The following is a 22741-nucleotide window of genomic DNA, read 5'->3' as shown; positions in this document are numbered from 1 at the left end:
GCCTTGTGACATCCATCCGCGAGGACGGATCGCGGGAGGCTCGGTCTTATACCGAACCACCAGGAACGCCAGACTTATTCGGCAGCCGCCAGAAACACCGTGTTCTCTGACGAAGACGCAAGGGCGCGAACCTTGGCTTCCGTCTTGGCGATCAACCGGTAGAACTCGTCCTGCGCGTCGACATCGAGCTGGATGACGGCATTTACGTCGTCCGGCGTATCGCAGACGCAGGCGACCGCCGATATCGGACAGATACCACCCGGATAGCGCTTGCCGGTTCCCGTGTAGGCCCGGCGGCCCCAATGCTCGGAATAAACCGTTTCCTCACGATCAAGCTCCAGGATCGTGCCCTTGCAGGCGGTCACGATCGCAGCCTTGCCGTAGGCGAACCAATGATAGTTGAGCTTGCGCAGAATATACTTGCCAGTGATATCTTCGCCGGCCAATTCCGCCGGATCTTCAATCATTCTGATCATGATGACTTCCTCAAGATCAGTCTAATATCCATGAAGTAGGTTTACGAGACAAGTCGGAAAAGGGTAGCTTTTGTAAAGACTTAGTCACAATGTGTTTCCGATTCTTACAGGAATTGGCATTCGCGCAAGCTCATCCACGCCCAAGACGCGTGGTTATCCTTGCGGCAAACAGGGGTCGTCTCCTGTTCTTTCTTAGCAGAGACTGGCGCGACTATTGTGACAATGGGGTGAGCCGATGCTTCGTCGGCTGCAAGTTTTAGGCACCCAGGCGTGCCGCGAGCAACGGCGGTCAGCCGGCCGATTTTGGGCCGGTCAAGCTCCGGGCAGAATGAGCGCCTCAGTCTGGGGCGCCCGATCATGCTTCGTAGCGGGCGAGGAAATCTTCGGCGCTCAGCGCGCGGAAATCGGCCAGCGCGACCCGCAGGCGGTCGTGCTCCCAATCCCACCAGGCGAGCTTGTCCATGCGTTCACCGACCTCCTTCGGGAAGCGTTCGCGGATCAGCTTGGCGGGGACGCCGCCGACGATGGTGTAAGGGGCAACATCCTTGGAGACGACGGCACCGGCGCCGATGACCGCGCCATTGCCGACCGTAACACCGGGCAGGATGGTCACACCGTGGCCGATCCAGACGTCATGGCCGATGACGACGCGGTTGGAGCGACGCCATTCGAAGAAATCGGTCTCCATATCGGCATCCGGCCAATAGTCGGCGGCGCGATAGGTGAAGTGGTGCAGCGTTGCGCGCCAGGTCGGGTGGTTGGTGGCGTTGATGCGCACCGAGGCGGCGATGTTGACGAACTTGCCGATCGTCGCGCACCAGATGGCGCCGTCCTGCATGACATAGGAATAGTCGCCGAACTCGACTTCCTCGATGCGGCAACGCTCCGAGACCTCCGTGAAGCGGCCGAAGGTGGCGTTCTTCACGGACGCCGTTTCATGGAAATAGGGCTCGAGGCCAATCTTGCGGCTCATGCGGCGATTGCCTTTCGCGGCGAGAACTTCTGAACGTCGAGAATGCGGTCGGCGACGGCCTCGCGCACTTCCTCATCGTGGAAGATGCCGAGAAGGGCGACGCCCGCCTTCTTCTTTTCCTCGATCATGCCGACGACGACGGCACGGTTCCTGGCGTCGAGCGAGGCCGTCGGCTCGTCGAGGAGCAGGACGGTATGCTCGGTGATGAAGCCGCGGGCGATGTTGACGCGCTGCTGCTCGCCGCCGGAGAAAGTGGCGGGCGGGAGCTGCCAGAGCGCTTCCGGCAGGTTCAGCTTCGAGAGAAGGTTTGCCGCCTTCTCCCGCGCCGTTTCCGCCTTCTCGCCGCGGGCGACCAGCGGCTCGGCAACAACGTCAATCGCCGCGACACGCGGCACGGTGCGCAGGAACTGGCTGACATAGCCGAGTGTGTGGCGACGAACGTCGATGATCGTGCGCGGGTCAGCGGTCGCCAGATCGACGATCTTGTCATGATGCTTGATGAGGATCTGGCCGCTATCGACGGCATAGTTGCCGTAGGTCATCTTCAGGAGCGAGCTCTTGCCGATGCCCGAAGGGCCGCCGAGGACGACGCATTCCCCGGATGCCACGGAAAAGGATACGTCCGAAACGACCGGCAGCTTGATGCCGTCGCGCAGGTGCATGGTGAAGCTCTTGACGACTTCAGAAACAACGAGTGGCGTTGCCATGATTTCTTTCCTTAGTTTCGCTTGCCACGGACACCTGTAGCCGGAGTCCGAACAGCATTCGCGATCAGACCTGCAGGATGGAGGAAACGAGGAGCTGCGTGTACGGCTCGCGCGGATCGTCGAGGACGCGATCGGTCAGCCCATGCTCGATGACATGGCCATCCTTCATCACCATCATGCGGTGCGACAGCAGGCGCGCGACGGCGAGGTCGTGGGTGACGATGATCGCGGCAAGGCCCAGATCGTTGACGAGACCACGCACGAGATCGAGCAAGCGCGCCTGCACCGAGACGTCGAGGCCGCCGGTCGGCTCGTCCATGAACACCAGACGCGGGCCGGTCACCAGATTGCGGGCGATCTGCAGACGCTGGCGCATGCCGCCGGAGAAGGCGCGCGGCTGGTCATCGATACGGCCTTCGTCGATCTCGACGCGCTGCAGCCAGTCGATAGCTCTGGAGCGGATGTTGCCGTAGTGGCGGTCGCCGATCGCCATCAGGCGTTCGCCGACATTGGCACCCGCAGACACCGTCATGCGCAGACCGTCAGCCGGATTCTGATGCACGAAACCCCAGTCCGTGCGCATCAGGAAGCGGCGCTCGGCCTCGTTCATGCGGTAGAGGTCGCGATAGGCGCCGTCGCGCATGTGGTATTCGACGCTGCCGGTGGTCGGCATCAACCGCGTCGAGATGCAATTGAGCAGCGTCGTCTTGCCTGAGCCGGATTCACCGACGATGGCGAGCACTTCGCCGGGCCAGAGCTCGAAGGAGACGTTCCGGCAGCCGATACGGTTGCCGTAGAACTTCGAGACGTCGTTGACTTTGAGAAGCGGGGTGTCGCTCATTCGGCGGCCTCCTGATTGGGTGCCAACATCTCGCCGGCATGCCCATGGGCGCGGCGATCTTCGCAATGGTCGGTGTCGGAGCAGACGAACATGCGCCCGCCCTTGTCATCGAGGATGACCTCGTCGAGATAGACCTCTTCCGCGCCGCAGAGCGCACAGGGCTTGCCGAAGCGCTGGATCTCGAAGGGATAGTCGTCGAAATCGAGGCTGACGACTTCGGTATAGGGCGGAACGGCATAGATGCGCTTCTCGCGCCCTGCCCCGAAGAGCTGCAGCGCGTCCGACATGTGCATTTTCGGATTGTCGAACTTCGGCGTCGGCGACGGGTCCATGACGTAGCGGCCGGCGACCTTGACCGGATAGGCATAGGTCTTGGAGATGCGGCCGTTATGCGCGATGTCCTCATAGAGCTTCACATGCATGAGACCGTATTCCTCAAGCGCGTGCATCTTGCGGGTTTCGGTCTCGCGCGGCTCGAGGAAGCGCAGCGGTTCCGGGATCGGAACCTGGTAGACCAGCACCTGGTTGGCGGCGAGCTTTTCTTCCGGGATACGGTGGCGGGTCTGGATGATCGTTGCATCCTTGGTATGCGTCGTCACTGCGACGCTTGCGACCTTCTGGAAGAATGCGCGGATCGAGACGGCGTTGGTCGTATCGTCGGCGCCCTGGTCGATGACCTTCAGCACGTCATCCGGCCCGATGATCGAGGCCGTGACCTGCACGCCGCCGGTGCCCCAGCCGTACGGCATCGGCATTTCGCGCGAGGCGAAGGGTACCTGGTAGCCGGGGATGGCGATCGCCTTCAAGATCGCGCGGCGGATCATGCGCTTCGTCTGTTCGTCGAGGTAAGCGAAATTGTAGCTGGCTAGATCGGTCATTCCGCAGCCTCCTTGATAGTGTCATCGCCGCCGATGCGGTTGGCTTCGAATTCGTTGCGCATGCGGCGAACCAAATCGAGTTCCGCCTGGAAGTCGACGTAGTGCGGCAACTTCAAGTGTTCGACGAAGCCGGTCGACTGCACATTGTCGGCATGCGAGATGACGAATTCCTCGTCCTGTGCCGGAGCCGTGATGTCCTCGCCGAGTTCTTCGGCGCGCAGCGCACGATCGACGAGCGACATGGACATTGCCTTGCGCTCGCTCTGGCCGAAGACCAGGCCGTAGCCTCGGGTAAACTGCGGCGGTGCCTTGGACGAACCCTTGAACTGGTTGACCATCTGGCATTCTGTCAGCTGGATGGTGCCGAGCGAGACGGCGAAGCCGAGTTCGGGAACATCGAACTCCACTTCCACTTCGCCGATGCGGATTTCGCCGGTGAAGGGATGGTTGCGGCCGTAGCCGCGCTGCGTGGAATAGCCGAGCGCCAGCAGGAAGCCTTCATCGCCACGCGCCAGCGCCTGCAGGCGCAGATCGCGGGTCATCGGGAATTCCATCGGCTCGCGGGTCAGGTCGCCGATCTCGTGATCCTCCGGCATTTCGCCATCGCCCTCGATCAGGCCTTCCTGCGCCAGGATTTCCGAAACGCGCATGACGCGGCCAGTTTCTGCCTCGCGAAGCGTCGGTTCTTCGACGGCTTCGTCAGTCAGTAGCGAAGGGTCGAGAAGGCGATGCGTGTAGTCGAAGGTCGGGCCGAGCAGTTGGCCGCCGGGCAGATCCTTGTAGGTGGCGGAGACGCGACGCTCGATCTTCATGCGGGCGGTGTCAACAGGCTTGCTATAGCCGAAGCGCGGTAGCGTCGTGCGATAGGCGCGAAGCAGGAAGATCGCTTCGATCATGTCGCCGCGCGACTGGCGGACGGCAAGCGCTGCAAGCGTGCGATCGTAGAGCGAGGCTTCGGCCATGACACGGTCGACGGCCAGCGCCAGCTGCGCCACGATCTGGTCGATACCGATAGCCGGCAACGAACGGTCGCCGCGACGGCGATCCGCCAGCAGGCGATGGGCGTTGGCAATGGCGGCCTCGCCCCCTTTGACAGCAACATACATGGGTCACATCTCCGTCGCGGTGATCTTGGTGGTGCGCGGCAGGCAGACGAACCGGCTGCCCGAGGTCAGCACGATGTCGATGCCGCGCGGGAAGAGGGCGCGGTTCTCCGTCCATAGGCGGAGGAAGGTATCTGGCAGGCCAAGCGGCGCGATGTCGGTGACCGTCTTGATGCCGGGGCCCATGAGCGCCAGCTTACGGCCGCCTTCGATATCCGCCAGTTCGATGACAACAGTCGTCGAACGGTCCGGATACTCCTGCGTGCCTGCGGCGAAGAGACCGAACGACGACAGAGGTGTTCCGGCTTCGACAAAGGCGAAGCGCGCTTCGGCCTTCTCCGGCGTCACCGGCGCACCGGTATGGAAGCCGAGCCATTGCGGCACGGCGGATTTTGCCAGCCCTGATGACAGCCAGACGGGCGTGTCATGGTCGCAGAGCGTGAGGGCGATCGCGCCTGATGCAACGCCGAGCGGGGCCGGCGGCAGAGCATCGGGGGCGACCGTCTGGATCGTGCCCGGACGCGCCATCGCATCCATCATCAGCTTGAACACGCTCTGGGCGTGGAAGACCGGCTCGGCGAAGCCTCCGGCCAACACGTCATTCTTAGGAACTTCCGTCTTGAGGCTCATCAGTCGTCTCCGCGAACCATGGTGAAGAAATCGACGCGGGTTGCTGCCGTCTCGTCTGCCTTGCGGCGATCGGCATCGGCGACGCGGGAAGCGATCGGCTGAAGAAGCGCCTGCTCGACAAGCGGCTGCGTTACCGGCTCCTGCCAGAGGGCGTCGAAGATGGCTGAAAGTCGGGCCTTCTCGCGATCGGTGCCGAGCGCCTGGGCGTGACCGACGGTGCCTGATGCGAGGCGCACGGTGGCGCGGGTGACCGTTACCTCGCCGAGGTTGAATGGCGCACCGCCGCCACCCATCCGGCCGCGAATCATGACGAGGCCCGTTTCCGGTCCACGCACCGGCTGGACCGCAGGCTTTTCCGCCAGCTTGTCCCATGCCGCCAGCAATTCTTGCCGTTCCGCGCGAGCAAGCAGGTCGACGACGCGCTTGCGCCCACCTGCCGCCGTCTCATTCTTTTCCGCTAAGGTCATCGCCACATCCTTTAAATGTCTATTGATATAGACAACTATACAAGATATGTTTAGGCTTAAAACGCAGACGTGACAAGCGTGTGACATCGAGGAGCGAAATGGCTGGGCAGGTACAAAGACAGACGGGCGTGGCGCTCTGGCGGCAGATCGCCGATCGCATCCGCCAGGCGATCAGCGCCGGTGCCTATGACGAGACCGGCATGGTGCCGCCCGAGACGCTTCTGGCGCAGCAGTTCGGCGTCAACAGGCATACCGTCAGAAGCGCGATCGCAGCCCTTGCCCAGGAAGGGATCGTGCGCGCCGTGCAGGGACGCGGCACGCTGATTGAGCGCAAGGAGCGTCTGAACTTTCCGATCACCAGGCGGACGCGGTTCACGGCCGGGATCGGCGAGCAGGCGCGCGCGATGCGCGGGCTGCTGCTCAGTCACAGCGAGGAAAGAGCGGACGAAGAGGTGGCGCGCTGGCTGAAGCTGCGGGCGGGGGCGCCCGTGATCCGCATGGAGACGGTGCGCAAGGCCGACGACCGGCCGGTCTCGTGCGCAACGGCTTGGTTTCCGGCGGAACGCTTTGCGGGCTTGCCCGCAGTCTACGAGAAGACGGAATCGATCACCCGTGCCTTTGCCGACCTCGGCCTCTCCGACTATGTCCGCGCGACGACGGAGATCACCGCCGCCCATGCCGATGCCGCCGACCTTGCCGCGCTCGAACTGACACCGGGAGCGATCGTGCTCATCACCAAGGCTGTCAACACCGATCTCGAGGGCGTTCCGGTGCAATACGCGATCACGCGGTTTTCAGCGGATCGCGTGCAGTTCACGATCGAGAACTAAGCGAAGGCGAGTCGTGTCGGGGGCCCAGGGATTTCTGCCATAGTCCGCGAGCGAAAAGGCTATTTTCCCTCCCAAGGGAACTTTCCCGCACCCGCCCCGGGTTCGAAATCGGTGGAGACGCTGAGGTCGCGCCATTGCCGATGGGCCTCCGCCCTGACGGCATCGTTCTGTTCGACGCCGCGCACCGCATCGCTGCCGAGCAGCACGCGCAGCGGCGGTTCGGCGAGGCTGGCCACGTAAACCACTGCGGCAGCCGCCTTCGCCGGGTCGCCCGGCTGCTTGCCGTTATAGTCGCGCTGGTAGCGAGCCATCTTGCCGACCGTGTCTTCGTATTCCGGGCGACCCTCGCGAAGTTGCGTGGACGCACCGGCGAAATCGGTCCGGAAGCCGCCCGGCTCGACAATCGTCACCTTGAGGCCGAGCGGGCCAACCTCTCTGTTGAGAACTTCCGAAAACCCCTCGACGCCCCACTTGGCCGCGGCATAGGGCGCGCGACCGGCGGGACCGATGCGACCTCCGACGGAGGAAAACTGGATGATGTGGCCGAAGCCCTGCTCACGCATCAGCGGCAGGGCCGCCTTGGTGACGATGATCGTTCCGAACAGGTTGGTTTCGATCTGGGCGCGGAAATCGGCAAGGCAGGTGTCCTCGATCGATCCGACGTCGCCGTAGCCCGCATTGTTGACGAGCACGTCGAGGCGGCCGAACGTTTCTACCGCCGCCTTCACGGCGGAAGCGGCCGATTGTTCGTCGGTGACATCCAGAGATATCGTCAGGACGTTGTCGCCATAGCGCTTTTTAATGTCTTCAAGCTGCGAAGGATCGCGCGCTGTCGCGACCAGCTTGTGCCCTGCCGCCAGCACCGCCTCCGCAAGCGCCCTGCCGAGGCCGCGGGAACTGCCTGTAATCAACCAAACCTGTGACATCAGAAACCTCCTTGATCCGTCACGAGGGATATAGGCGAGGCAGTTTCATCTTGAAAGAAGGTACCCTGAGGATCTATACATACCTTATGGTAACCGTCCTGAACGATCATACATTCGACTTCTGTGAAACGCTGACGGACGAGGAGGACGCGCTTGCGCGCGCGATGCTGGAGCGCGCCAGTGCCAAATGGCCGCTGCGCGTCATGCACATATTGGCTGAGGCAAAAGGCCCCTTGCGCTTTTCGCGCGTTCTGGAACGGGTGGAAGGGATCAGCCAGAAGGTGCTGACGCAGACGCTGCGGACGCTTGAGAGCGACGGGCTAGTGACGCGGACGCTCTACCCGCAGGTGCCGCCACGCGTGGAATACGAATTGACGCCGCTTGGCGGTGAGCTTCTGGTGGAGGTGGTGACGCTCTGGCAGTGGATCGCCAATCGTCTGCCGGATTTCGAGGCTGCCCGGAAGAAGGCGCCTCAGGCGGAAAGCACGTCAGAAGGCTAAAAAGCCGGTGCCAACAAGTTGGAAAAGCGCCGCGCAGCAACAACAGATGCGCGGCGCCTTGATGTCAATGCGCGCCGGACATGTCGCCGAGCACTTCCTTGGAAGCGACGGTCGAGTCGGCGTTGAGCTTGTAGACCATGGGAACGCCCGTCGCGAGGTTGAGCGCGAGGATCTGTTCCTTGGTCAGGCGGTCGAGCACCATGACAAGCGAACGCAGCGAGTTGCCATGGGCAGCGACCAGCACCTTTTCGCCGCGCAGGACCCTGGGCAGGATTTCCGTCAGGTAGTAAGGCCAGACGCGGGCACCGGTGTCGCGCAGGCTTTCGCCGCCCGGAGGCGGTACGTCGTAGGAGCGACGCCAGATGTGGACCTGCTCCTCGCCCCACTTGGCGCGGGCGTCATCCTTGTTGAGGCCGGAAAGATCGCCGTAATCGCGCTCGTTCAGCGCCTGATCCTTGAAGGTCTTGAGGCCCGGCTGACCGACGTTGTCGAGAATGATCTTCAGCGTGTCCTGGGCGCGCTTCAGGTCCGAGGTGAAGGCGACGTCGAACTTGATGCCGTAATCGGCGAGCGCCTTGCCGCCGGTGTTGGCTTCCTGAATGCCGAGCTCGGTCAGTTCAGGGTCCTTCCAGCCGGTGAAAAGGTTCTTGAGGTTCCAGTCGCTCTGGCCGTGGCGAACGAGGACGAGAGTGCCGCTCATGAAAAATGCCTCCGAAATAGATTACTTTGAAGAAAGCCCGAGCACGTCGAGCATGGAATAGAGACCGGGCTTCTTGTCGCGCGCCCAGAGCGCTGCCTTGACGGCACCGCGGCCGAAGATCGAGCGATCGGTGGCGCTGTGCGACATCGTCACCGTTTCGCCTTCTCCGGCAAAGATCACCGAGTGCTCGCCGACAACCGAGCCGCCGCGCAGCGTGGCAAACCCGATTGTGCCCTGCTCGCGCGGACCGGTGTGGCCGTCGCGCACCCGCACCGAATGCGAGGCGAGATCGACGCCCCTGCCCTTGGCAGCCGCATCGCCCAAGAGCAGCGCCGTGCCCGAAGGGGCATCGACCTTGCGCTTGTGGTGCATTTCAAGCACTTCGATATCCCAGTCTGCGGGATCCAGCGCACGAGCGGCCTGCTCGACAAGAACACTGAGCAGGTTCACGCCGAGCCCCATATTGCCTGATTTGACGACACGGGCGTGACGCGCCGCGGCCGCGATCTTCGCATCGTCATCAGCAGAGCAGCCGGTCGTGCCGATGACATGGACAATGCGCGCCTGCGCAGCCAGCGCCGCGAACTCCACGGTGCCGGCGGGCGACGTGAAATCGAGGACGCCTTCGGCATGCAGAAAGGCCGCCAGCGGATCATCGCCGATGATAACGCCATTCGCGCCGAGACCGGTAATTTCGCCAGCATCCTTGCCGACGAAGGGAGAGCCCGGACGTTCGACCGCGGCATGCAGCGTCACGCCATCGATGGCGTGGATGAGACGGATGAGCGTCTGCCCCATGCGCCCTGCCGCGCCAACTACAACCAGTTTCATCGCAGCATCGGTCATGTCAGTCGATCATCCTATCAGCGGGCATCCGAGGCGGCTGGCCTCTGAAGATTGTTGAGGCGAGCGTAAAGACCCTCGCTACGCTGCGCAAGGCTATCGTGATTGCCTTCTTCGATGACGCGGCCCTGTTGCATGACGACGATCTTGTCGGCGCGGACAACGGTGGACAGGCGGTGGGCAATGACAACCACCGTGCGTCCGACCATGGCGCCATCGAGTGCCTTCTGCACCGCGGCTTCCGACTCCGTGTCCAGTGCCGAGGTCGCCTCATCCAGGAGCAGGATCGGCGCGTTGCGGACAAGGGCGCGGGCGATCGAAAGCCGTTGGCGCTGGCCGCCGGAAAGCGTCACGCCGTTCTCGCCGACCGGCGTGTCGTAGCCTTGCGGCTGCGCCAGGATGAACTCGTGCGCATAGGCAAGGCGCGCGGCGCGCTCAACATCCTCATCCGTCGCCTCCGGGCGGCCGTAGCGGATGTTGTCGCGGATCGAACCTTCAAAGAGATAAGGCTGCTGGGAGACATAGGCCAACTGCTCGCGCAGCGACCGTTTCGTCACATGCGCAATGTCCTGACCATCGATCAGGATCTGGCCTGCCTTCGGATCGTAGAAGCGCGGAATGAGCGTGATGATCGTCGATTTGCCGGCGCCCGACGGCCCGACGAGCGCCGTCGTCTTTCCGCCATCGGCAACAAGGCTGACATCGCGAAGAACTTCATCGTCACCATAGGCGAAGGAGACGTTGCGGAACTCTATCTTGGCTTCCGTCACGACGAGCGGCTTTGCGCCGGGCACATCGCGCTGATGCGGCACCGTATCGAGAAATTCATAGATCATGCGGGCGTTGACGACGGCACGCTCCATCTGCACCTGAAGACGTGCGAGGCGGCGCGCCGGATCATAGGCGAGCAGCAATGCCGTTACGAAGGAGAAGAAGGCGCCCGGCGGAATGTTGTTATAGATCGTCCCGTAAGCGGCATAGGCAAGGACGCTCGCCACCGCCAGGCCGGCGAAGCTTTCGGTGAGTGGCGCCGTGCGTTCGGACAGGCGGGCGATGCGGTTGGCGCGCCATTCCGCGCTTTGGACAAGCTTGTCGACCTTCTGCTCGAGCTGGCGCTCCATGGTGAAGGCCTTGACGATGGCGATACCCTGGATGGTTTCCTGCATCGCACCGGCGACGTGGCTGTTGACGTTGATCGCCTCCTTGGTTGCCACGCGAAGCCGCTTCGACACGTATCGCAGTGCATAAAGAAGAGGCGGCGCCAGAACAAACACCGCCAGGCTGAGCAGCGGATCCTGAATGATCATAACGGCGAGCAGGGAGACGAACGTCAGGAGATCGCGCACCGTTGACGTGATCGTCAGGTTCATCACATCACGGATGCCGCCGATGTTCTGATTGAGCTGTGCAACGACGTGAGCCGAGCGTGTCTGGTTGAAGTATCCGAGCGACAGCTTCATCAGGTGCGCATAGGCACGCTGCTGGTACCGCGCCACGATGTTGTTGCCGATCTTCGACAGCACCACCGCCTGACCGTAGCTTGCAAAGCCGCGCAACACGAAGGCTACGAAGATGGTGAAACAGATCACCCAGACGATGTCGGCACGTCGGTGTTCGAACGCCTCGTTGATGACAGACTTCATGATCCAGGCGGTGTACGCCGTCGACAAGGCAACGATGACGAGGCAGCTGATCGCGAAAACATAGCCCCAGAGATGATCCCGGCCGTTCTCTGCGATGATGCGCTTCAAGATGCCGGTGATGCTGTCGCTGTTTACGGGCGTCTGCTTGGTGTCCGGTGCTTGCAAAAATCAGTCTTCCTGTGTGTCAGGACACGCATGTCCTCATGACTGCGTGCGCTCGCGCGGGTCTATAAAGAGTTGGCAGCCTTTTGACCAGAGTGTTACGCCCGCCAGCGGCGGCCGTCGGTCGAGACGCCGAAGCTCTCAGGGTTGCGGGCATAGGACGAGAGCCCTGCGACAGCCGCAAGCGGGTGGGTGACGACATAGGTCGGGATCGTCGAAAGCAGCTCGGAATGCGGCGCCTTGTCCTCGAACGCGGCACGGAATTCCGGCTTCTTCAGCGCCGGCAGGATCTTCTGCGAGATACCGCCGGAAAGGAAGACGCCGCCGCGGGCCATGAAGATCATCGCCATGTCGCCGGCGACACGGCCGAGATAGGTCGAGAACAGGCTGATCGTCTCGACGGCAACCGGGTCGGAGCCGGCGAGCGCGTGAGAGGTGATATCAGCAGGGTCGGCGTAAACGGGCTCGATGCCATCCGCCGTGCAGATCGCCAGGTAGAGATTGACGATACCACGGCCGCAAAGGATCTGCTCTGCCGAGACACGGCCCTCAATCGTTTCCACATGCGGGAAGATCTGCAGGTCTCGCACGGTGCGTGGCCCGAGATCGACGTGACCACCCTCGCCCGGCACCGGAATCCATGAGCCGCGTGAATGGACGAGGCCGCCGACGCCGAGGCCGGTGCCGGGGCCGAGGACGACACGGGATGCGACCATTTTGCCCGACGCATCGCCAAGGCGCTCGCGGTTCTCGTCCGAGAGGTTGGCAATTGCCAGGGCCTGCGCCTCAAAGTCGTTGACAACGAGCACGTCCTCGATGCCGAGTCCAGCGATCATCGTGCGCGGGCGGACAACCCAGTCGCAGTTCGTCAGCGGGATCTCGTCCGCGCTGATCGGTCCGGCGACGGCGAGAATCGCCGAGCGCGGCCGCAGGCTGCTCTTTTCGAGAATGCAGCTTCGGATCGCATCGTCGATCGTCTCGAAATCGGCGGTGCGGACATTCGGAAAATGGATCTGCTCTGCCATGGCGTCGGGGATGATCGCAAAACGGGCATTGGTGCCGCCGATATCGCCGATCAGGATCGGGAAGGGCATGGCGGTGTCGCTGGTATCGAACTGGGGCATGGCAGGTTCCGTGCGTGCGCGCTATTCAAGCGCCGGTTACGCGTGAAGGGTGGCAATAAGCTTGTCGGCGGTCGCTTCGTTCAGCGCCATCGGGATATCGTAGACGATTGCAAGCCGCATCAAAGCCTTGACATCGACATCATGCGGCATCGGCGTCAGAGGATCGACAAAAAAGATCAACACGTCGACTTCGCCTGTGGCAATCAGGGCACCGATCTGCTGGTCGCCGCCGAGCGGGCCGCTCTTCAAGCGTGTCACGTCGAGGTCTGGAGCAGCCTCCAACACGCGGCCGCCGGTCGTGCCGGTGGCGACAATCTTCCAGTTCGCGAGTGTCTCGCGGTGGCGGCGTGCGAACTCCGCCATGTCGTCCTTCTTCTGGTCATGCGCAATCAATGCAAGGCACTTGCCGCCGGCCATGAAAAGGACCTCCGCCTGAAAATTCAATCGATTTGGCTGCTTCTATACGAAGCGTCCGTCTTTTGAAAGACCGTCGCCCCCATGGCAACGCCTACTCACCGGACGGCTTGTCGTCCGGCACCGGGCCGATGTCAGGCAGTGCATCGTCGGATGCCGCTGCAGGCATCACCGCCATCGGCGCAATCGCCGGAGCGCCGGGGGTTCCACCAAACGTCGCGGCCTGAATGGAGTCGACGGATGGCGCTGCGAGAACCGACGAGCAGGCGTTCGGAAGATCGGAGACCATGACTTCGCGCGGCTTGACAGGCTTCGTGCCGGGCTTTGGCGGCTTCGGCGGCGCCCATGGTTCCTTCGTGAACCACCATGCGAGCGGCTTGCCGCATCCATCATCGGCGGGCACCGGCGCTTGCGGCTTGCAAGAGGTTGTGCCCGGCGGGCACTTGATGCGGATGTGGAAGTGTGAATCGTGACCGTAGATCGGCCGCAGCTTGCCGAGATTGGTGCGGTCGCCCGTCCAGGTGTCGCACATCTTCTTCTTGATGGCCGGATTGACGAAGATCCGCTCGACCTGCGGATAGCTCGCCGCGCGCATCAACAGGCGGGCGCGCGATTCGGTCCAGACATTGGGATTTATCGTCAGAAACGCATTCTTCTGCAGCATCGTCGTGAAAGGCAGCGTTTCACGTTCCTCGATGCTCAGGGGATGAGCGGGCATTGGGGTCAGCCAGACATCTGCATCAAGTCCGATCTGGTGCGAAGCATGGCCGTTGAACATCGGCCCGCCGCGCGGCTGCGAGATGTCGCCGACGAGCAGGCCCGGCCATCCATCATACTGTGCCGCATCACGAGACAGCCGCTCCAGGAGCGAGATCATCGCCGGATTGCCCCAGCGGCGATTGCGCGAAAGCCGCATGGTCTGCCAGGTCGGCCCATCGACCGGCAGCGCGACAGCCCCGGACATGCAGCCTTTCGCATAGAAGCCGAAAGGCTGCGCCGCACCCTGGTTCGGCAGGGAGACGGAACCGAAAATCGCCTTGGCGCTCCCGGGACTCGGTTGCTTCTGTTCGGCGCCGGCTTCGCCGGCAACAAGGCTTGCGCCGAGCACGCCGGCGAATGCCAATTTCAAAAAAGTCTGGAAAGTGCTGGTGGTATGGAGAGCCATGCCATGTCCTGAGCGTCTGCGGGCCGCGGCCGAGTGATTTGCGATCGAATCTACCGTGAAAAGCAATTTTGGTGAATCGATGTTTTCGCCCATGCCCAGTCAGGCAGCATTGTGAGGCTCAGGCGTTAGCAAGAATGTCGGCGGTTTTGCGCACCCGGGCAAGGCGCGGGAAGATGCGCTCGCAGGCAAAGGCATGCATCTCGGCCGAGAACGTCGTCATCGCATCCTCGACGGCGATGACCGCATAATTGTGCGCGAAGGCATCGCGAATAGTGGCTTCGACACCGAAATTGGTGGCGATGCCGGTGAGAATCACGGTCTTGATGCCGCGGCGGCGCAGTTGCAGGTCGATTTCAGTCCCGTAGAAGGCGCTCCATTGATGCTTGGTGATGCGCACATCGGGCGTGAGCGCCGCGATCTCAGGCGGCTCGCGCAAGGCTTCGGCCGGCAGTCCACCCTGTGGGAAGACAATCGGCTCGTCAGTCGGCTGGTTGACAGCATCGGCATAGTCTGCGGAAAATCCGACGGTCACGAAAATCGTGGTGCCGCCGGCGGATTTCAGCGAGTTGGCGATTGCGGCGGTATTTTCGATTGCCTGCTGGGCGGAATGGGGCGCGACAGGCCTGGAAATGATGAAGCCCTGCAGATCGATGGAGATCAGGGCCGTGGTCTTGGGATCGTAGAGGGACATGGAAGGCTCCAAAATAGATATGAGGATATCCTCACAATTGAAAGTATGAGGATGCCCTCACAAAAATCAAGCCTGGACCCGACGAAACGTTCGCCGAAGCAGAAGCGCGGGCGGGAGCGCGTTGCCGTTCTGACCGAGGCGGCAGCCAGGGTGTTTCTCGACAAAGGCTACGAAGCCGCGACGATGACCGAGATCGCTGCCGAGGCGAAGTCCTCGATCGGCTCGCTCTACCAGTTCTTCCCGACCAAGGTGCTTCTAGCGGAAGCGCTCCATCTCGAACGGCTGCGGCAGCTCAACGCGGCGCTGGTGGATCTGCAGGCGACCGTGGACGGCAAGCGTGCGGCGGAAATCGGCGACGCGATATTTGCCCGACTTGGCGCCTTTCTCGAGGAGCATCGCGAGTTCCCTGTGCTGGCGGCGCGCCGGGACATTCCCAAGGAACGCAAGGTGCAATCGCGGGCGGAACTGCGCGGCAATATCACCGCGCTGCTGCGCAAGGCCGCGCCGTCGATTGGCGACGACGTGGAGTTGCTTGCGGCACTGATGCTTGAACTCCTTCGGATCATCGTGACCGCAGCGCACGATCCGGATCTTGGAGGCGACCCACGCATGACGGCGGAACTGCGTGGAATGCTGAGGAAACGACTGGAGGAAGCAACGACCTGACGGGCCGCAGCCTTGGTCACGATCCCGCGAGCCGGACAAAAACTGTTGGCTCACCTGTTTTTCGCCTGTTTTTCGCCTATTGTCGGCGAAAGCAGAAAAACAATCGGGGTTGGCGAATGGCGCTTACGTGGTCGAAATTTGGTGTGGTGTTTTCTCTTCTCGGCGCAATGGCGCTGCCCTTGCAGGCCGTTGCCCAGGAGCCAAATTTCCAGATCGGCAGTTCCGTCATCAGCGCGCTGAAATACAAGCCGGGATTCAAGCATTTCGACTACGTCAATCCGGATGCGCCGAAGGGCGGTAACCTGCGGCTTTCCGCCTCCGGCACCTACGACACCTTCAATCCGCTGCTTTCGAAGGGCGAAACGGCGGTCGGCCTGACACTGCCTTTCGAAACGCTGATGAAATCGGCCGACGACGAACTGCTCGCCTCCTACGGCCTGCTGGCGGAAGGCGTCTTCTTTCCCGACGACGTGTCGAACGCGACCTTCCGGCTGCGCAAGGAAGCCAAGTGGGCCGACGGAAAGCCGGTGACGCCTGATGACGTCGTCTTCAGTTTCGACAAATCGAAGGAGCTCAATCCGCTCCTGTCCAACTACTACAAGCATGTCGTAAAGGCCGAGAAGACGGGCGAACGCGACGTGACCTTCACCTTCGACGAGAAGAACAACAAGGAGCTTCCCAATATCCTGGGACAGCTGACCGTGGTGCCGAAGCACTGGTGGGAGGGCGCGGGAGCGGACGGCAAGCCGCGCGACATTTCCAGGACGACGCTCGAGCCGGTGATGGGATCCGGCCCCTACAAGATCGCTGCCTTCGCGCCGGGCGCGACGATCCGCTACGAGTTGCGCGACGACTACTGGGGCAAGGACCTCAACGTGAATGTCGGCCAGAACAATTTCGGCTCGATCACCTACACCTATTTCGGCGATCGGGACGTGGAGTTCGAGGCCTTCCGGGCCGGCAACAGTGACTATTGGCAGGAGACGCAGGCGGCACGCTGGGCAACCGGCTATGATTTCCCCGCCGTCAAGGACGGGCGCGTGAAGAAGGAGGACGTCCCCAACGCACTGCGCGCCACTGGCATCATGCAGGCTCTGGTGCCGAACACCCGTCGCGATATCTTCAAGGACGAAAAGGTTCGCGAGGCGCTGAATTACGGCTTCGACTTCGAGGAGCTGAACCGCACCGTCGCCTTCAACACCTACAAGCGCATCGACAGCTATTTCTGGAACACCGAGCTTGCCTCCTCGGGTCTGCCTGAGGGCCGCGAGTTGGAGATCCTTGGCGGCCTCAAGGACAAGCTGTCGCCCGCGGTCTTCACGACGCCCTATACCAATCCGGTCGGCGGCGATCCGCAGAAGAGCCGCGACAACCTGCGCAAGGCGATCGGGCTGTTCAAGGAAGCGGGATGGGAGATCAAGGGCAACCGCATGGTCAATACCAAGACCGGCAAGCCGATGAGCTTCGAGATCCTGCTGTCGAGCCCGATGCTGGAACGCTGGGCCGTGCCTTATACCAACAATCTGAAGAAGATCGGCATCGATGCGCGCGTCCGGACCGTGGATGCCTCGCAATACACCAACCGGGTGCGCAGCTTCGACTACGACATGATCTGGAATGTGTGGGCGCAGACGATGAACCCCGGCAACGAGCAGGCCGACTATTGGGGCTCGGGATCGGCCAACCAGCAGGGCTCCCGCAACTATGCGGGCATTGCCGATCCGGCGATCGACGCACTGATCCGCATGGTGATCTTCGCCCCCAACCGCGACGAGCAGGTGGCGGCGATCAAGGCGCTCGACCGCGTGCTCCTAGCGGGGCACTATGTCGTGCCGCTATTTTATCGCGGCACGCAATCGATCGCCTATTGGAACACCGTCACGCGGCCGGCCGAATATCCGACCTATGCGACCGGCTTCCCCGATGTTTGGTGGTCATCCGCCGCGGCAAAATGAGCAGGCTTGCATTGGCCTGACGGCTGGGCTCCAAATGAACCATGCGAATCAGGACAAGGCGTAACGTGCCTGCCCACACCACGAGGAGACCGCACGGATTGAACGGCGATAGACTGGACAGCGCTCGACGCAAGCTTTCCCGGAAGGGTCCTTACTAATGGGCGCCTATATCTTTCGCCGCCTGCTTTTGATGATCCCGACGATCATCGGCATCATGGCCATCTCCTTTACTGTCATCCAGTTCGCACCCGGCGGTCCGGTCGAGCAGGTAATTGCGCAACTGACCGGCGATGCGCAGGGCGCGGACTCGCGGCTTTCCGGAGGCGGCGGCGACCTTCTCGGCGGCGGCGGTCTTGACGAAGGCGGCTCGAAATACCGCGGCGCCCAGGGGCTCGATCCGGAGCTCATCGCCAAGCTCGAAAAGCAGTTCGGCTTCGACAAGCCGCCGCTGACGCGCTTCGGCGAGATGATGTGGAACTACATCCGCTTCGACTTTGGCGAAAGCTTCTTCCGCAACACCTCCGTGCTGAACCTGATCAAGGAGAAGCTGCCGGTCTCGGCTTCGCTCGGCGTCTGGATCATGATCTTTTCCTACGGCATCTCGATCCCGCTCGGCATCCGCAAGGCGGTCAAGGACGGCTCGACCTTCGACGTCTGGACCTCTGGCGTCATCATCATCGGCTATGCGGTTCCGAGCTTCCTGTTCGGCATCCTGCTGATCGTGCTCTTTGCCGGCGGATCCTTCTATGACTGGTTCCCGCTGCGCGGCCTCGTCTCCGACAATTTCGACCAGCTCGCCTGGTGGCAGAAACCACTCGACTATTTCTGGCACCTGACGCTGCCGCTGATTTCGCTTTCGCTGGCAGCCTTCGCGACGACGACGCTGCTCACCAAGAACTCCTTCATCGAGGAGATCAAGAAGCAGTATGTGGTGACCGCCCGGGCGAAGGGGCTGAACGAAAGGCAGGTGCTCTACGGCCACGTTTTCCGCAACGCCATGCTGATCATCATCGCCGGCTTCCCCGGCGCCTTCATCTCCGCCTTCTTCACCGGCTCGCTGCTGATCGAGAACATCTTCTCGCTCGATGGCCTAGGGCGGCTCGGCTATCTCTCGGTCGTCAACCGCGACTATCCGATCGTGTTTGCGACGCTCTACATCTTTTCGCTGCTCGGCCTGTTCGTCAGCCTGATTTCCGACCTGATCTACACATGGATCGATCCTCGCATCGACTTCGAGCGGAGGGAGGTCTGATGGACACCGCCGCCAATCCGACGACCGCAACGCCGGTCAAGCCGCCGCGCAAGGGCCTGCTGTCGCCGACCAACATCCGCCGCTGGAAGAACTTCAGGGCCAACCGGCGCGGTTACTGGTCCTTGTGGCTGTTCCTTGTGCTGTTCGTGCTCAGCCTGTTTGCCGAGTTCATCGCCAACGACCGGCCGATCGTCGCCAGCTACAAGGGCGAGATCCTCTTCCCCGTCCTGGTCAACTATCCCGAAGAGAGGTTCGGCGGGTTCCTCGCCGAAACGGACTATCGCTCCGACGTCATCGCGGACGAAATCAATGCCAATGGCTGGATGATCTGGCCGCCGATCCGCTACTCCTATCGTTCGGTCAATTCGAACATCCCGCATTCTGCGCCGACTCCGCCCTTCTGGCTGATGAGCAAGGAAGAGCGCTGCTCCGGATATCCGCAGGGAGCGGCCGATCCCGGCTGCAATTTCGGCAATCTCAACTGGCTCGGCACGGACGATCAGGCGCGTGACGTGCTTGCCCGCGTCATCTACGGCTTCCGTATCTCCGTTCTGTTCGGTCTGGTGCTGACGATCTGCTCGGCCGTCATCGGCGTCACCGCCGGCGCCATCCAGGGCTATTTCGGCGGCTGGACGGATCTGCTGCTGCAGCGCTTCATCGAGATCTGGTCGTCGATGCCGGTGCTCTACATTCTGCTGATCATCGCGGCGATCCTGCCGCCCGGCTTCTTCGTGCTGCTCGGGATCATGCTGCTCTTCTCCTGGGTTGGCTTCGTCGGCGTCGTGCGCGCCGAGTTCCTGCGGGCTCGCAATTTCGAGTATGTCAGGGCGGCGCGAGCGCTGGGCGTCGGCAACCGGACGATCATGTGGCGCCACCTGCTGCCGAACGCGATGGTCGCGACGCTGACCTTCCTGCCGTTCATCCTGTCGGGCTCGATCACGACGCTGACCTCGCTCGACTTCCTCGGATTCGGCATGCCGCCGGGCTCGCCGTCGCTCGGCGAGATGATCGCACAGGGCAAGGCCAACCTGCAGGCGCCGTGGCTCGGGCTGACCGCGTTCTTCACCATGTCGATCATGCTGTCGCTGTTGATCTTCATCGGCGAGGCGGTTCGCGATGCATTCGATCCCAGGAAGACGTTTCAATGAGTGACGCTGCCGAAACATTGCTGTCCGTTCGCGATCTCTCGGTGGCATTCCACCAGGGCGGCGACACATCGCTGGCTGTCGATCACGTCTCCTTCGACATCCGCAAGGGCGAGGTCGTGGCGTTGGTCGGCGAGTCCGGCTCGGGCAAATCCGTCTCCGCCAATTCGATCCTGCGGTTGCTCCCCTACCCCGCGGCCAGCCATCCCTCCGGCGAAATCCTGTTCAAGGGCAAGGACCTCCTGAAGGCATCCGACAAGGCGTTGCGCGAGGTGCGCGGCAATGACATCACGATGATCTTCCAGGAGCCGATGACCTCGCTCAACCCGCTGCACACGATCGAGAAGCAGATCGCCGAGATTCTCGAGTTGCATCAGGGTGTGAAGGGACAGGCCGCGCGCAAGCGGATACTCGAACTCTTGAATCAGGTCGGCATTCGCGAGCCGGAGAAGCGGCTGAAGGCCTATCCGCACGAGCTTTCCGGCGGCCAGCGGCAACGCGTGATGATCGCCATGGCGCTCGCCAACCGGCCGGAGCTTTTGATCGCCGACGAGCCGACGACCGCGCTCGACGTGACCGTGCAGGCGCAGATCCTCGAACTGCTGCGGCAGCTGAAGGGCCAGCATGGCATGTCCATGCTCTTCATCACCCACGACCTCGGTATCGTGCGCAAGTTCGCAGATCGGGTCTGCGTAATGACCAAGGGCAAGATTGTCGAGACCGGCACGGTGGAAGAGGTCTTCCGCAATCCGAAGCACGACTATACCCGGCATCTCCTGGCCTCCGAGCCCCGTGGCGAGCCGCCGCTTGCTGACGCCTCGAAACCCATCGTGATGCAGGGATCGGATATCCGCGTCTGGTTTCCGATCAAGGCCGGGCTCATGCGCAAGGTTGTCGATCACGTGAAGGCCGTCGACGGCATCGACCTGCAGCTGCGTGCGGGCCAAACGCTCGGCGTCGTCGGCGAATCCGGTTCCGGCAAGACGACGCTCGGTCTCGCGCTGACGCGGCTGATCTCGTCGCAGGGCCGCATCAGCTTCGTCGGAAAGGATATAGCCAGCTATTCATTTACGGAAATGCGGCCGCTGCGCAACCAGTTGCAGGTCGTGTTCCAGGATCCCTACGGCTCGCTCAGCCCCCGCATGTCCGTCGGCGACATCATCGCCGAGGGGCTGAAGGTGCATGAACGGTCGCTCTCCTATGAAGAGCGCGACCAGCGGGTCTGCTGGGCGCTGGAGGAAGTGGGTCTCGATCCACTCACTCGCTGGCGGTATCCGCACGAATTCTCCGGCGGACAGCGTCAGCGCATCGCCATTGCCCGCGCCATGGTGCTGAAACCCCGCTTCGTGATGCTGGACGAGCCGACATCGGCGCTCGACATGAGCGTCCAGGCGCAAGTCGTCGACCTCCTGCGCGATCTGCAGAAGAAGCACGATCTCGCTTATCTCTTCATCAGCCACGACCTGAAGGTGGTGAAGGCGCTGGCGAACGACGTCATCGTCATGCGATTCGGCAAGGTGGTCGAGCAGGGATCGTCCGCCGATATCTTCGGTGCGCCGAAGGACGATTATACCAAGGCCCTGATGGCTGCCGCCTTCAACATCGAGGCGGTGCCGACACCCGCCGTCCAACAGTAAAGACGATCATGTCCGCAAAACCGCCCATTCTTGTCGATCTGAAGTTCGACCCCGATACCGTTGCCCGCATCCTGAAAACGGCCTTTGCAGATCGCGGCAGCATCAATCTCGCCGATCCCGCCAACAAGGATCGCGCTCTGACCGGCATCGACTATGCGCTTCTCTGGAAGCCGGACCCGGACCTTTTCAACCGCGCCCCCAATCTCAAGGTCATCTTCTCGGGTGGCGCCGGCGTCGACAGCTTCATGAACCTGCCGGGCCTGCCCGATGTGCCGATCGTTCGCTTCTCCGACCGCAGCCTGACGACTCGCATGAGCGAATGGGTGGTGATGCAGTGCCTCATGCATCTCCGGCAGCAGCATCAGCACGACAAGGATCAGCGGGCGCGCATCTGGGGCAGGCTGGTACCGCCGGAGGCGGCCGAAATCACCGTCGGCATCATGGGCCTTGGCGTGCTCGGCCAGGACGCGGCCTACAAGCTGAAAGTCATGGGCTTCAACGTCATCGGCTGGTCGCGCAGCCGCAAGGAGATCGAAGGCGTCGAGACGTTCAGCGCCGATCAACTCGATGAGTTCCTCTCCAAGACGGACTTTCTCGTCGGGCTACTGCCGCTAACGCCCGAGACGACCAGCTTTTACAATGCAGCGCTCTTTTCAAAGCTGCGGCAGGGCGGCGCGCTCGGCAAGCCAGTGTTCATCAATGCCGGGCGCGGAAAGAGCCAGGTGCAGGCCGATATCGTCGCCGCGGTCGAAGGCGGCGTGCTCGGCGGCGCCTCGATCGACGTCTTCGCCGTCGAGCCCCTGCCCTCCGATGATCTGCTCTGGGGGCTGGAGAACGTGTTCATCACACCGCACGACGCTGCCGTATCCGACGAAACCGCCCTCTTCCGGCATGTCGAGCGCCAAATCGCCCGCTACGAGGGCGGCGAGCCGTTGCAATTCGTCGTCGACAGGCAGAGCGGTTACTGACGGCAGGAACCATGCCGCTTTCCATTCGTTTTTCTCCGAGATGAG

The 22741-nt window shown here is 62.3% G+C and carries 24 protein-coding genes; 8 read left to right on the top strand and 16 right to left on the bottom strand.

The window, feature by feature from the left end; all coding sequences use genetic code 11:
- Positions 1-74: 74 nt before the first annotated feature.
- From RHIBUN_RS0104235 to phnG, 8 genes are all read right to left on the bottom strand, one after another.
- Positions 75-476: a hypothetical protein gene (locus RHIBUN_RS0104235; protein ID WP_018116731.1), complete on the bottom strand. Its 402-nt coding sequence runs from the start codon at positions 474-476 to the stop codon at positions 75-77.
- 355 nt (positions 477-831) lie between these two features.
- On the bottom strand, positions 832-1449 hold the full coding sequence (locus RHIBUN_RS0104230; RefSeq protein ID WP_025658593.1) for a DapH/DapD/GlmU-related protein: 618 nt from the start codon (positions 1447-1449) through the stop codon (positions 832-834).
- A complete protein-coding gene (gene phnL, locus RHIBUN_RS0104225; protein ID WP_025658592.1) occupies positions 1446-2156 on the bottom strand; it encodes a phosphonate C-P lyase system protein PhnL in 711 nt (236 codons plus the stop codon). Before phnL ends, RHIBUN_RS0104230 begins: the two co-directional genes overlap by 4 nt.
- A 64-nt stretch (positions 2157-2220) precedes the next feature.
- Positions 2221-2997 carry a phosphonate C-P lyase system protein PhnK gene (gene phnK / locus RHIBUN_RS0104220; protein ID WP_025658591.1) on the bottom strand — a complete coding sequence of 259 codons (777 nt, stop codon included), beginning with the start codon at positions 2995-2997 and terminating at the stop codon, positions 2221-2223.
- Positions 2994-3875 carry an alpha-D-ribose 1-methylphosphonate 5-phosphate C-P-lyase PhnJ gene (locus RHIBUN_RS0104215; RefSeq protein WP_025658590.1) on the bottom strand — a complete coding sequence of 294 codons (882 nt, stop codon included), beginning with the start codon at positions 3873-3875 and terminating at the stop codon, positions 2994-2996. Before RHIBUN_RS0104215 ends, phnK begins: the two co-directional genes overlap by 4 nt.
- Entirely contained in the window at positions 3872-4981 is a 1110-nt protein-coding gene (locus RHIBUN_RS0104210; protein ID WP_025658589.1) for a carbon-phosphorus lyase complex subunit PhnI, read from the bottom strand. Before RHIBUN_RS0104210 ends, RHIBUN_RS0104215 begins: the two co-directional genes overlap by 4 nt.
- 3 nt (positions 4982-4984) lie before the next feature.
- Positions 4985-5608 carry a phosphonate C-P lyase system protein PhnH gene (gene phnH / locus RHIBUN_RS0104205; RefSeq protein ID WP_018116725.1) on the bottom strand — a complete coding sequence of 208 codons (624 nt, stop codon included), beginning with the start codon at positions 5606-5608 and terminating at the stop codon, positions 4985-4987.
- Complete coding sequence (gene phnG, locus RHIBUN_RS0104200) at positions 5608-6075, bottom strand: phosphonate C-P lyase system protein PhnG (RefSeq protein WP_025658588.1); 468 nt, start codon at positions 6073-6075, stop codon at positions 5608-5610. The genes phnH and phnG overlap by 1 nt, the downstream gene beginning before the upstream one ends.
- Positions 6076-6173: 98 nt before the next feature.
- Here phnG and phnF point away from each other — a divergent pair, with 98 nt between their 5' ends.
- Positions 6174-6905 carry a phosphonate metabolism transcriptional regulator PhnF gene (gene phnF, locus RHIBUN_RS0104195; RefSeq protein ID WP_025658587.1) on the top strand — a complete coding sequence of 244 codons (732 nt, stop codon included), beginning with the start codon at positions 6174-6176 and terminating at the stop codon, positions 6903-6905.
- Positions 6906-6964: 59 nt separating this feature from the next.
- On the opposite strand, the gene RHIBUN_RS0104190 is transcribed toward phnF, so the two are convergent.
- A complete protein-coding gene (locus tag RHIBUN_RS0104190; protein WP_025658586.1) occupies positions 6965-7831 on the bottom strand; it encodes an oxidoreductase in 867 nt (288 codons plus the stop codon).
- Positions 7832-7917: 86 nt separating this feature from the next.
- Here RHIBUN_RS0104190 and RHIBUN_RS0104185 point away from each other — a divergent pair, with 86 nt between their 5' ends.
- Positions 7918-8331, top strand: coding sequence for a helix-turn-helix domain-containing protein (locus tag RHIBUN_RS0104185; RefSeq protein WP_018116721.1), 414 nt, complete (start codon positions 7918-7920; stop codon positions 8329-8331).
- Positions 8332-8395: 64 nt separating this feature from the next.
- On the opposite strand, the gene RHIBUN_RS0104180 is transcribed toward RHIBUN_RS0104185, so the two are convergent.
- The 7 genes from RHIBUN_RS0104180 to RHIBUN_RS0104150 all read right to left on the bottom strand — a co-directional run bounded on the left by RHIBUN_RS0104180 (position 8396) and on the right by RHIBUN_RS0104150 (position 15073).
- Positions 8396-9031: a 2,3-bisphosphoglycerate-dependent phosphoglycerate mutase gene (locus RHIBUN_RS0104180; protein WP_025658585.1), complete on the bottom strand. Its 636-nt coding sequence runs from the start codon at positions 9029-9031 to the stop codon at positions 8396-8398.
- Positions 9032-9052: 21 nt separating this feature from the next.
- Positions 9053-9877: a 4-hydroxy-tetrahydrodipicolinate reductase gene (gene dapB / locus RHIBUN_RS0104175; protein WP_025658584.1), complete on the bottom strand. Its 825-nt coding sequence runs from the start codon at positions 9875-9877 to the stop codon at positions 9053-9055.
- A gap of 17 nt (positions 9878-9894) precedes the next feature.
- Positions 9895-11682 (bottom strand): ABC transporter ATP-binding protein, encoded by a 1788-nt coding sequence (locus RHIBUN_RS0104170; protein ID WP_025658583.1) that lies wholly within the window; start codon positions 11680-11682, stop codon positions 9895-9897.
- Between the two features lie 95 nt (positions 11683-11777).
- Entirely contained in the window at positions 11778-12803 is a 1026-nt protein-coding gene (locus RHIBUN_RS0104165) for a glucokinase (RefSeq protein WP_018116717.1), read from the bottom strand.
- A gap of 36 nt (positions 12804-12839) precedes the next feature.
- Entirely contained in the window at positions 12840-13220 is a 381-nt protein-coding gene (locus RHIBUN_RS0104160) for a methylglyoxal synthase (RefSeq protein ID WP_025658582.1), read from the bottom strand.
- A gap of 91 nt (positions 13221-13311) precedes the next feature.
- Positions 13312-14382: a penicillin-insensitive murein endopeptidase gene (gene mepA, locus RHIBUN_RS0104155; protein WP_025658581.1), complete on the bottom strand. Its 1071-nt coding sequence runs from the start codon at positions 14380-14382 to the stop codon at positions 13312-13314.
- Between the two features lie 118 nt (positions 14383-14500).
- Entirely contained in the window at positions 14501-15073 is a 573-nt protein-coding gene (locus RHIBUN_RS0104150) for a hydrolase (RefSeq protein ID WP_018116714.1), read from the bottom strand.
- Between the two features lie 51 nt (positions 15074-15124).
- Here RHIBUN_RS0104150 and RHIBUN_RS33075 point away from each other — a divergent pair, with 51 nt between their 5' ends.
- From RHIBUN_RS33075 to RHIBUN_RS0104120, 6 genes are all read left to right on the top strand, one after another.
- Positions 15125-15739 carry a TetR/AcrR family transcriptional regulator gene (locus RHIBUN_RS33075; protein WP_037214870.1) on the top strand — a complete coding sequence of 205 codons (615 nt, stop codon included), beginning with the start codon at positions 15125-15127 and terminating at the stop codon, positions 15737-15739.
- 116 nt (positions 15740-15855) lie between these two features.
- Positions 15856-17694 carry an extracellular solute-binding protein gene (locus RHIBUN_RS0104140; protein WP_025658580.1) on the top strand — a complete coding sequence of 613 codons (1839 nt, stop codon included), beginning with the start codon at positions 15856-15858 and terminating at the stop codon, positions 17692-17694.
- A 157-nt stretch (positions 17695-17851) separates the two neighbouring features.
- On the top strand, positions 17852-18946 hold the full coding sequence (locus RHIBUN_RS0104135) for a microcin C ABC transporter permease YejB (protein ID WP_018116711.1): 1095 nt from the start codon (positions 17852-17854) through the stop codon (positions 18944-18946).
- A complete protein-coding gene (locus RHIBUN_RS0104130) occupies positions 18946-20094 on the top strand; it encodes an ABC transporter permease (RefSeq protein ID WP_025658579.1) in 1149 nt (382 codons plus the stop codon). Before RHIBUN_RS0104135 ends, RHIBUN_RS0104130 begins: the two co-directional genes overlap by 1 nt.
- Positions 20091-21728 carry an ABC transporter ATP-binding protein gene (locus RHIBUN_RS0104125; protein WP_025658578.1) on the top strand — a complete coding sequence of 546 codons (1638 nt, stop codon included), beginning with the start codon at positions 20091-20093 and terminating at the stop codon, positions 21726-21728. The genes RHIBUN_RS0104130 and RHIBUN_RS0104125 overlap by 4 nt, the downstream gene beginning before the upstream one ends.
- Positions 21729-21736: 8 nt before the next feature.
- The gene (locus RHIBUN_RS0104120; protein WP_025658577.1) at positions 21737-22696 is read left to right on the top strand and encodes a glyoxylate/hydroxypyruvate reductase A; all 960 of its coding nucleotides are present in this window, start codon (positions 21737-21739) and stop codon (positions 22694-22696) included.
- Positions 22697-22741 lie beyond the last annotated feature (45 nt).

Origin of the sequence: Rhizobium sp. IBUN (assembly GCF_000510625.1) — a bacterium.
In the GTDB taxonomy this organism is placed as follows: Bacteria; Pseudomonadota; Alphaproteobacteria; order Rhizobiales; family Rhizobiaceae; genus Rhizobium; species Rhizobium altiplani.
The sequence above is the reverse complement of the archived record's forward strand: the minus strand, read 5'-3'. Positions and strand labels throughout refer to the sequence as shown.

Bases quoted from the DNA above. Each gene is read 5' to 3' on its own strand.
- RHIBUN_RS0104230 (WP_025658593.1), bottom strand. From the start codon at position 1,449: ATGAGCCGCAAGATTGGCCTCGAGCCCTATTTCCATGAAACGGCGTCC.
- RHIBUN_RS0104215 (WP_025658590.1), bottom strand. From the start codon at position 3,875: ATGACCGATCTAGCCAGCTACAATTTCGCTTACCTCGACGAACAGACG.
- phnK (WP_025658591.1), bottom strand. From the start codon at position 2,997: ATGAGCGACACCCCGCTTCTCAAAGTCAACGACGTCTCGAAGTTCTAC.
- phnH (WP_018116725.1), bottom strand. From the start codon at position 5,608: ATGAGCCTCAAGACGGAAGTTCCTAAGAATGACGTGTTGGCCGGAGGC.
- RHIBUN_RS33075 (WP_037214870.1), top strand. From the start codon at position 15,125: ATGCCCTCACAAAAATCAAGCCTGGACCCGACGAAACGTTCGCCGAAG.
- RHIBUN_RS0104130 (WP_025658579.1), top strand. From the start codon at position 18,946: ATGGACACCGCCGCCAATCCGACGACCGCAACGCCGGTCAAGCCGCCG.
- RHIBUN_RS0104210 (WP_025658589.1), bottom strand. From the start codon at position 4,981: ATGTATGTTGCTGTCAAAGGGGGCGAGGCCGCCATTGCCAACGCCCAT.
- mepA (WP_025658581.1), bottom strand. From the start codon at position 14,382: ATGGCTCTCCATACCACCAGCACTTTCCAGACTTTTTTGAAATTGGCA.
- RHIBUN_RS0104235 (WP_018116731.1), bottom strand. From the start codon at position 476: ATGATCAGAATGATTGAAGATCCGGCGGAATTGGCCGGCGAAGATATC.
- RHIBUN_RS0104185 (WP_018116721.1), top strand. From the start codon at position 7,918: ATGGTAACCGTCCTGAACGATCATACATTCGACTTCTGTGAAACGCTG.
- RHIBUN_RS0104135 (WP_018116711.1), top strand. From the start codon at position 17,852: ATGGGCGCCTATATCTTTCGCCGCCTGCTTTTGATGATCCCGACGATC.
- RHIBUN_RS0104150 (WP_018116714.1), bottom strand. From the start codon at position 15,073: ATGTCCCTCTACGATCCCAAGACCACGGCCCTGATCTCCATCGATCTG.
- RHIBUN_RS0104165 (WP_018116717.1), bottom strand. From the start codon at position 12,803: ATGCCCCAGTTCGATACCAGCGACACCGCCATGCCCTTCCCGATCCTG.
- RHIBUN_RS0104180 (WP_025658585.1), bottom strand. From the start codon at position 9,031: ATGAGCGGCACTCTCGTCCTCGTTCGCCACGGCCAGAGCGACTGGAAC.
- RHIBUN_RS0104120 (WP_025658577.1), top strand. From the start codon at position 21,737: ATGTCCGCAAAACCGCCCATTCTTGTCGATCTGAAGTTCGACCCCGAT.
- phnL (WP_025658592.1), bottom strand. From the start codon at position 2,156: ATGGCAACGCCACTCGTTGTTTCTGAAGTCGTCAAGAGCTTCACCATG.
- phnG (WP_025658588.1), bottom strand. From the start codon at position 6,075: ATGACCTTAGCGGAAAAGAATGAGACGGCGGCAGGTGGGCGCAAGCGC.
- phnF (WP_025658587.1), top strand. From the start codon at position 6,174: ATGGCTGGGCAGGTACAAAGACAGACGGGCGTGGCGCTCTGGCGGCAG.
- RHIBUN_RS0104125 (WP_025658578.1), top strand. From the start codon at position 20,091: ATGAGTGACGCTGCCGAAACATTGCTGTCCGTTCGCGATCTCTCGGTG.
- RHIBUN_RS0104160 (WP_025658582.1), bottom strand. From the start codon at position 13,220: ATGGCCGGCGGCAAGTGCCTTGCATTGATTGCGCATGACCAGAAGAAG.
- RHIBUN_RS0104190 (WP_025658586.1), bottom strand. From the start codon at position 7,831: ATGTCACAGGTTTGGTTGATTACAGGCAGTTCCCGCGGCCTCGGCAGG.
- dapB (WP_025658584.1), bottom strand. From the start codon at position 9,877: ATGACCGATGCTGCGATGAAACTGGTTGTAGTTGGCGCGGCAGGGCGC.
- RHIBUN_RS0104140 (WP_025658580.1), top strand. From the start codon at position 15,856: ATGGCGCTTACGTGGTCGAAATTTGGTGTGGTGTTTTCTCTTCTCGGC.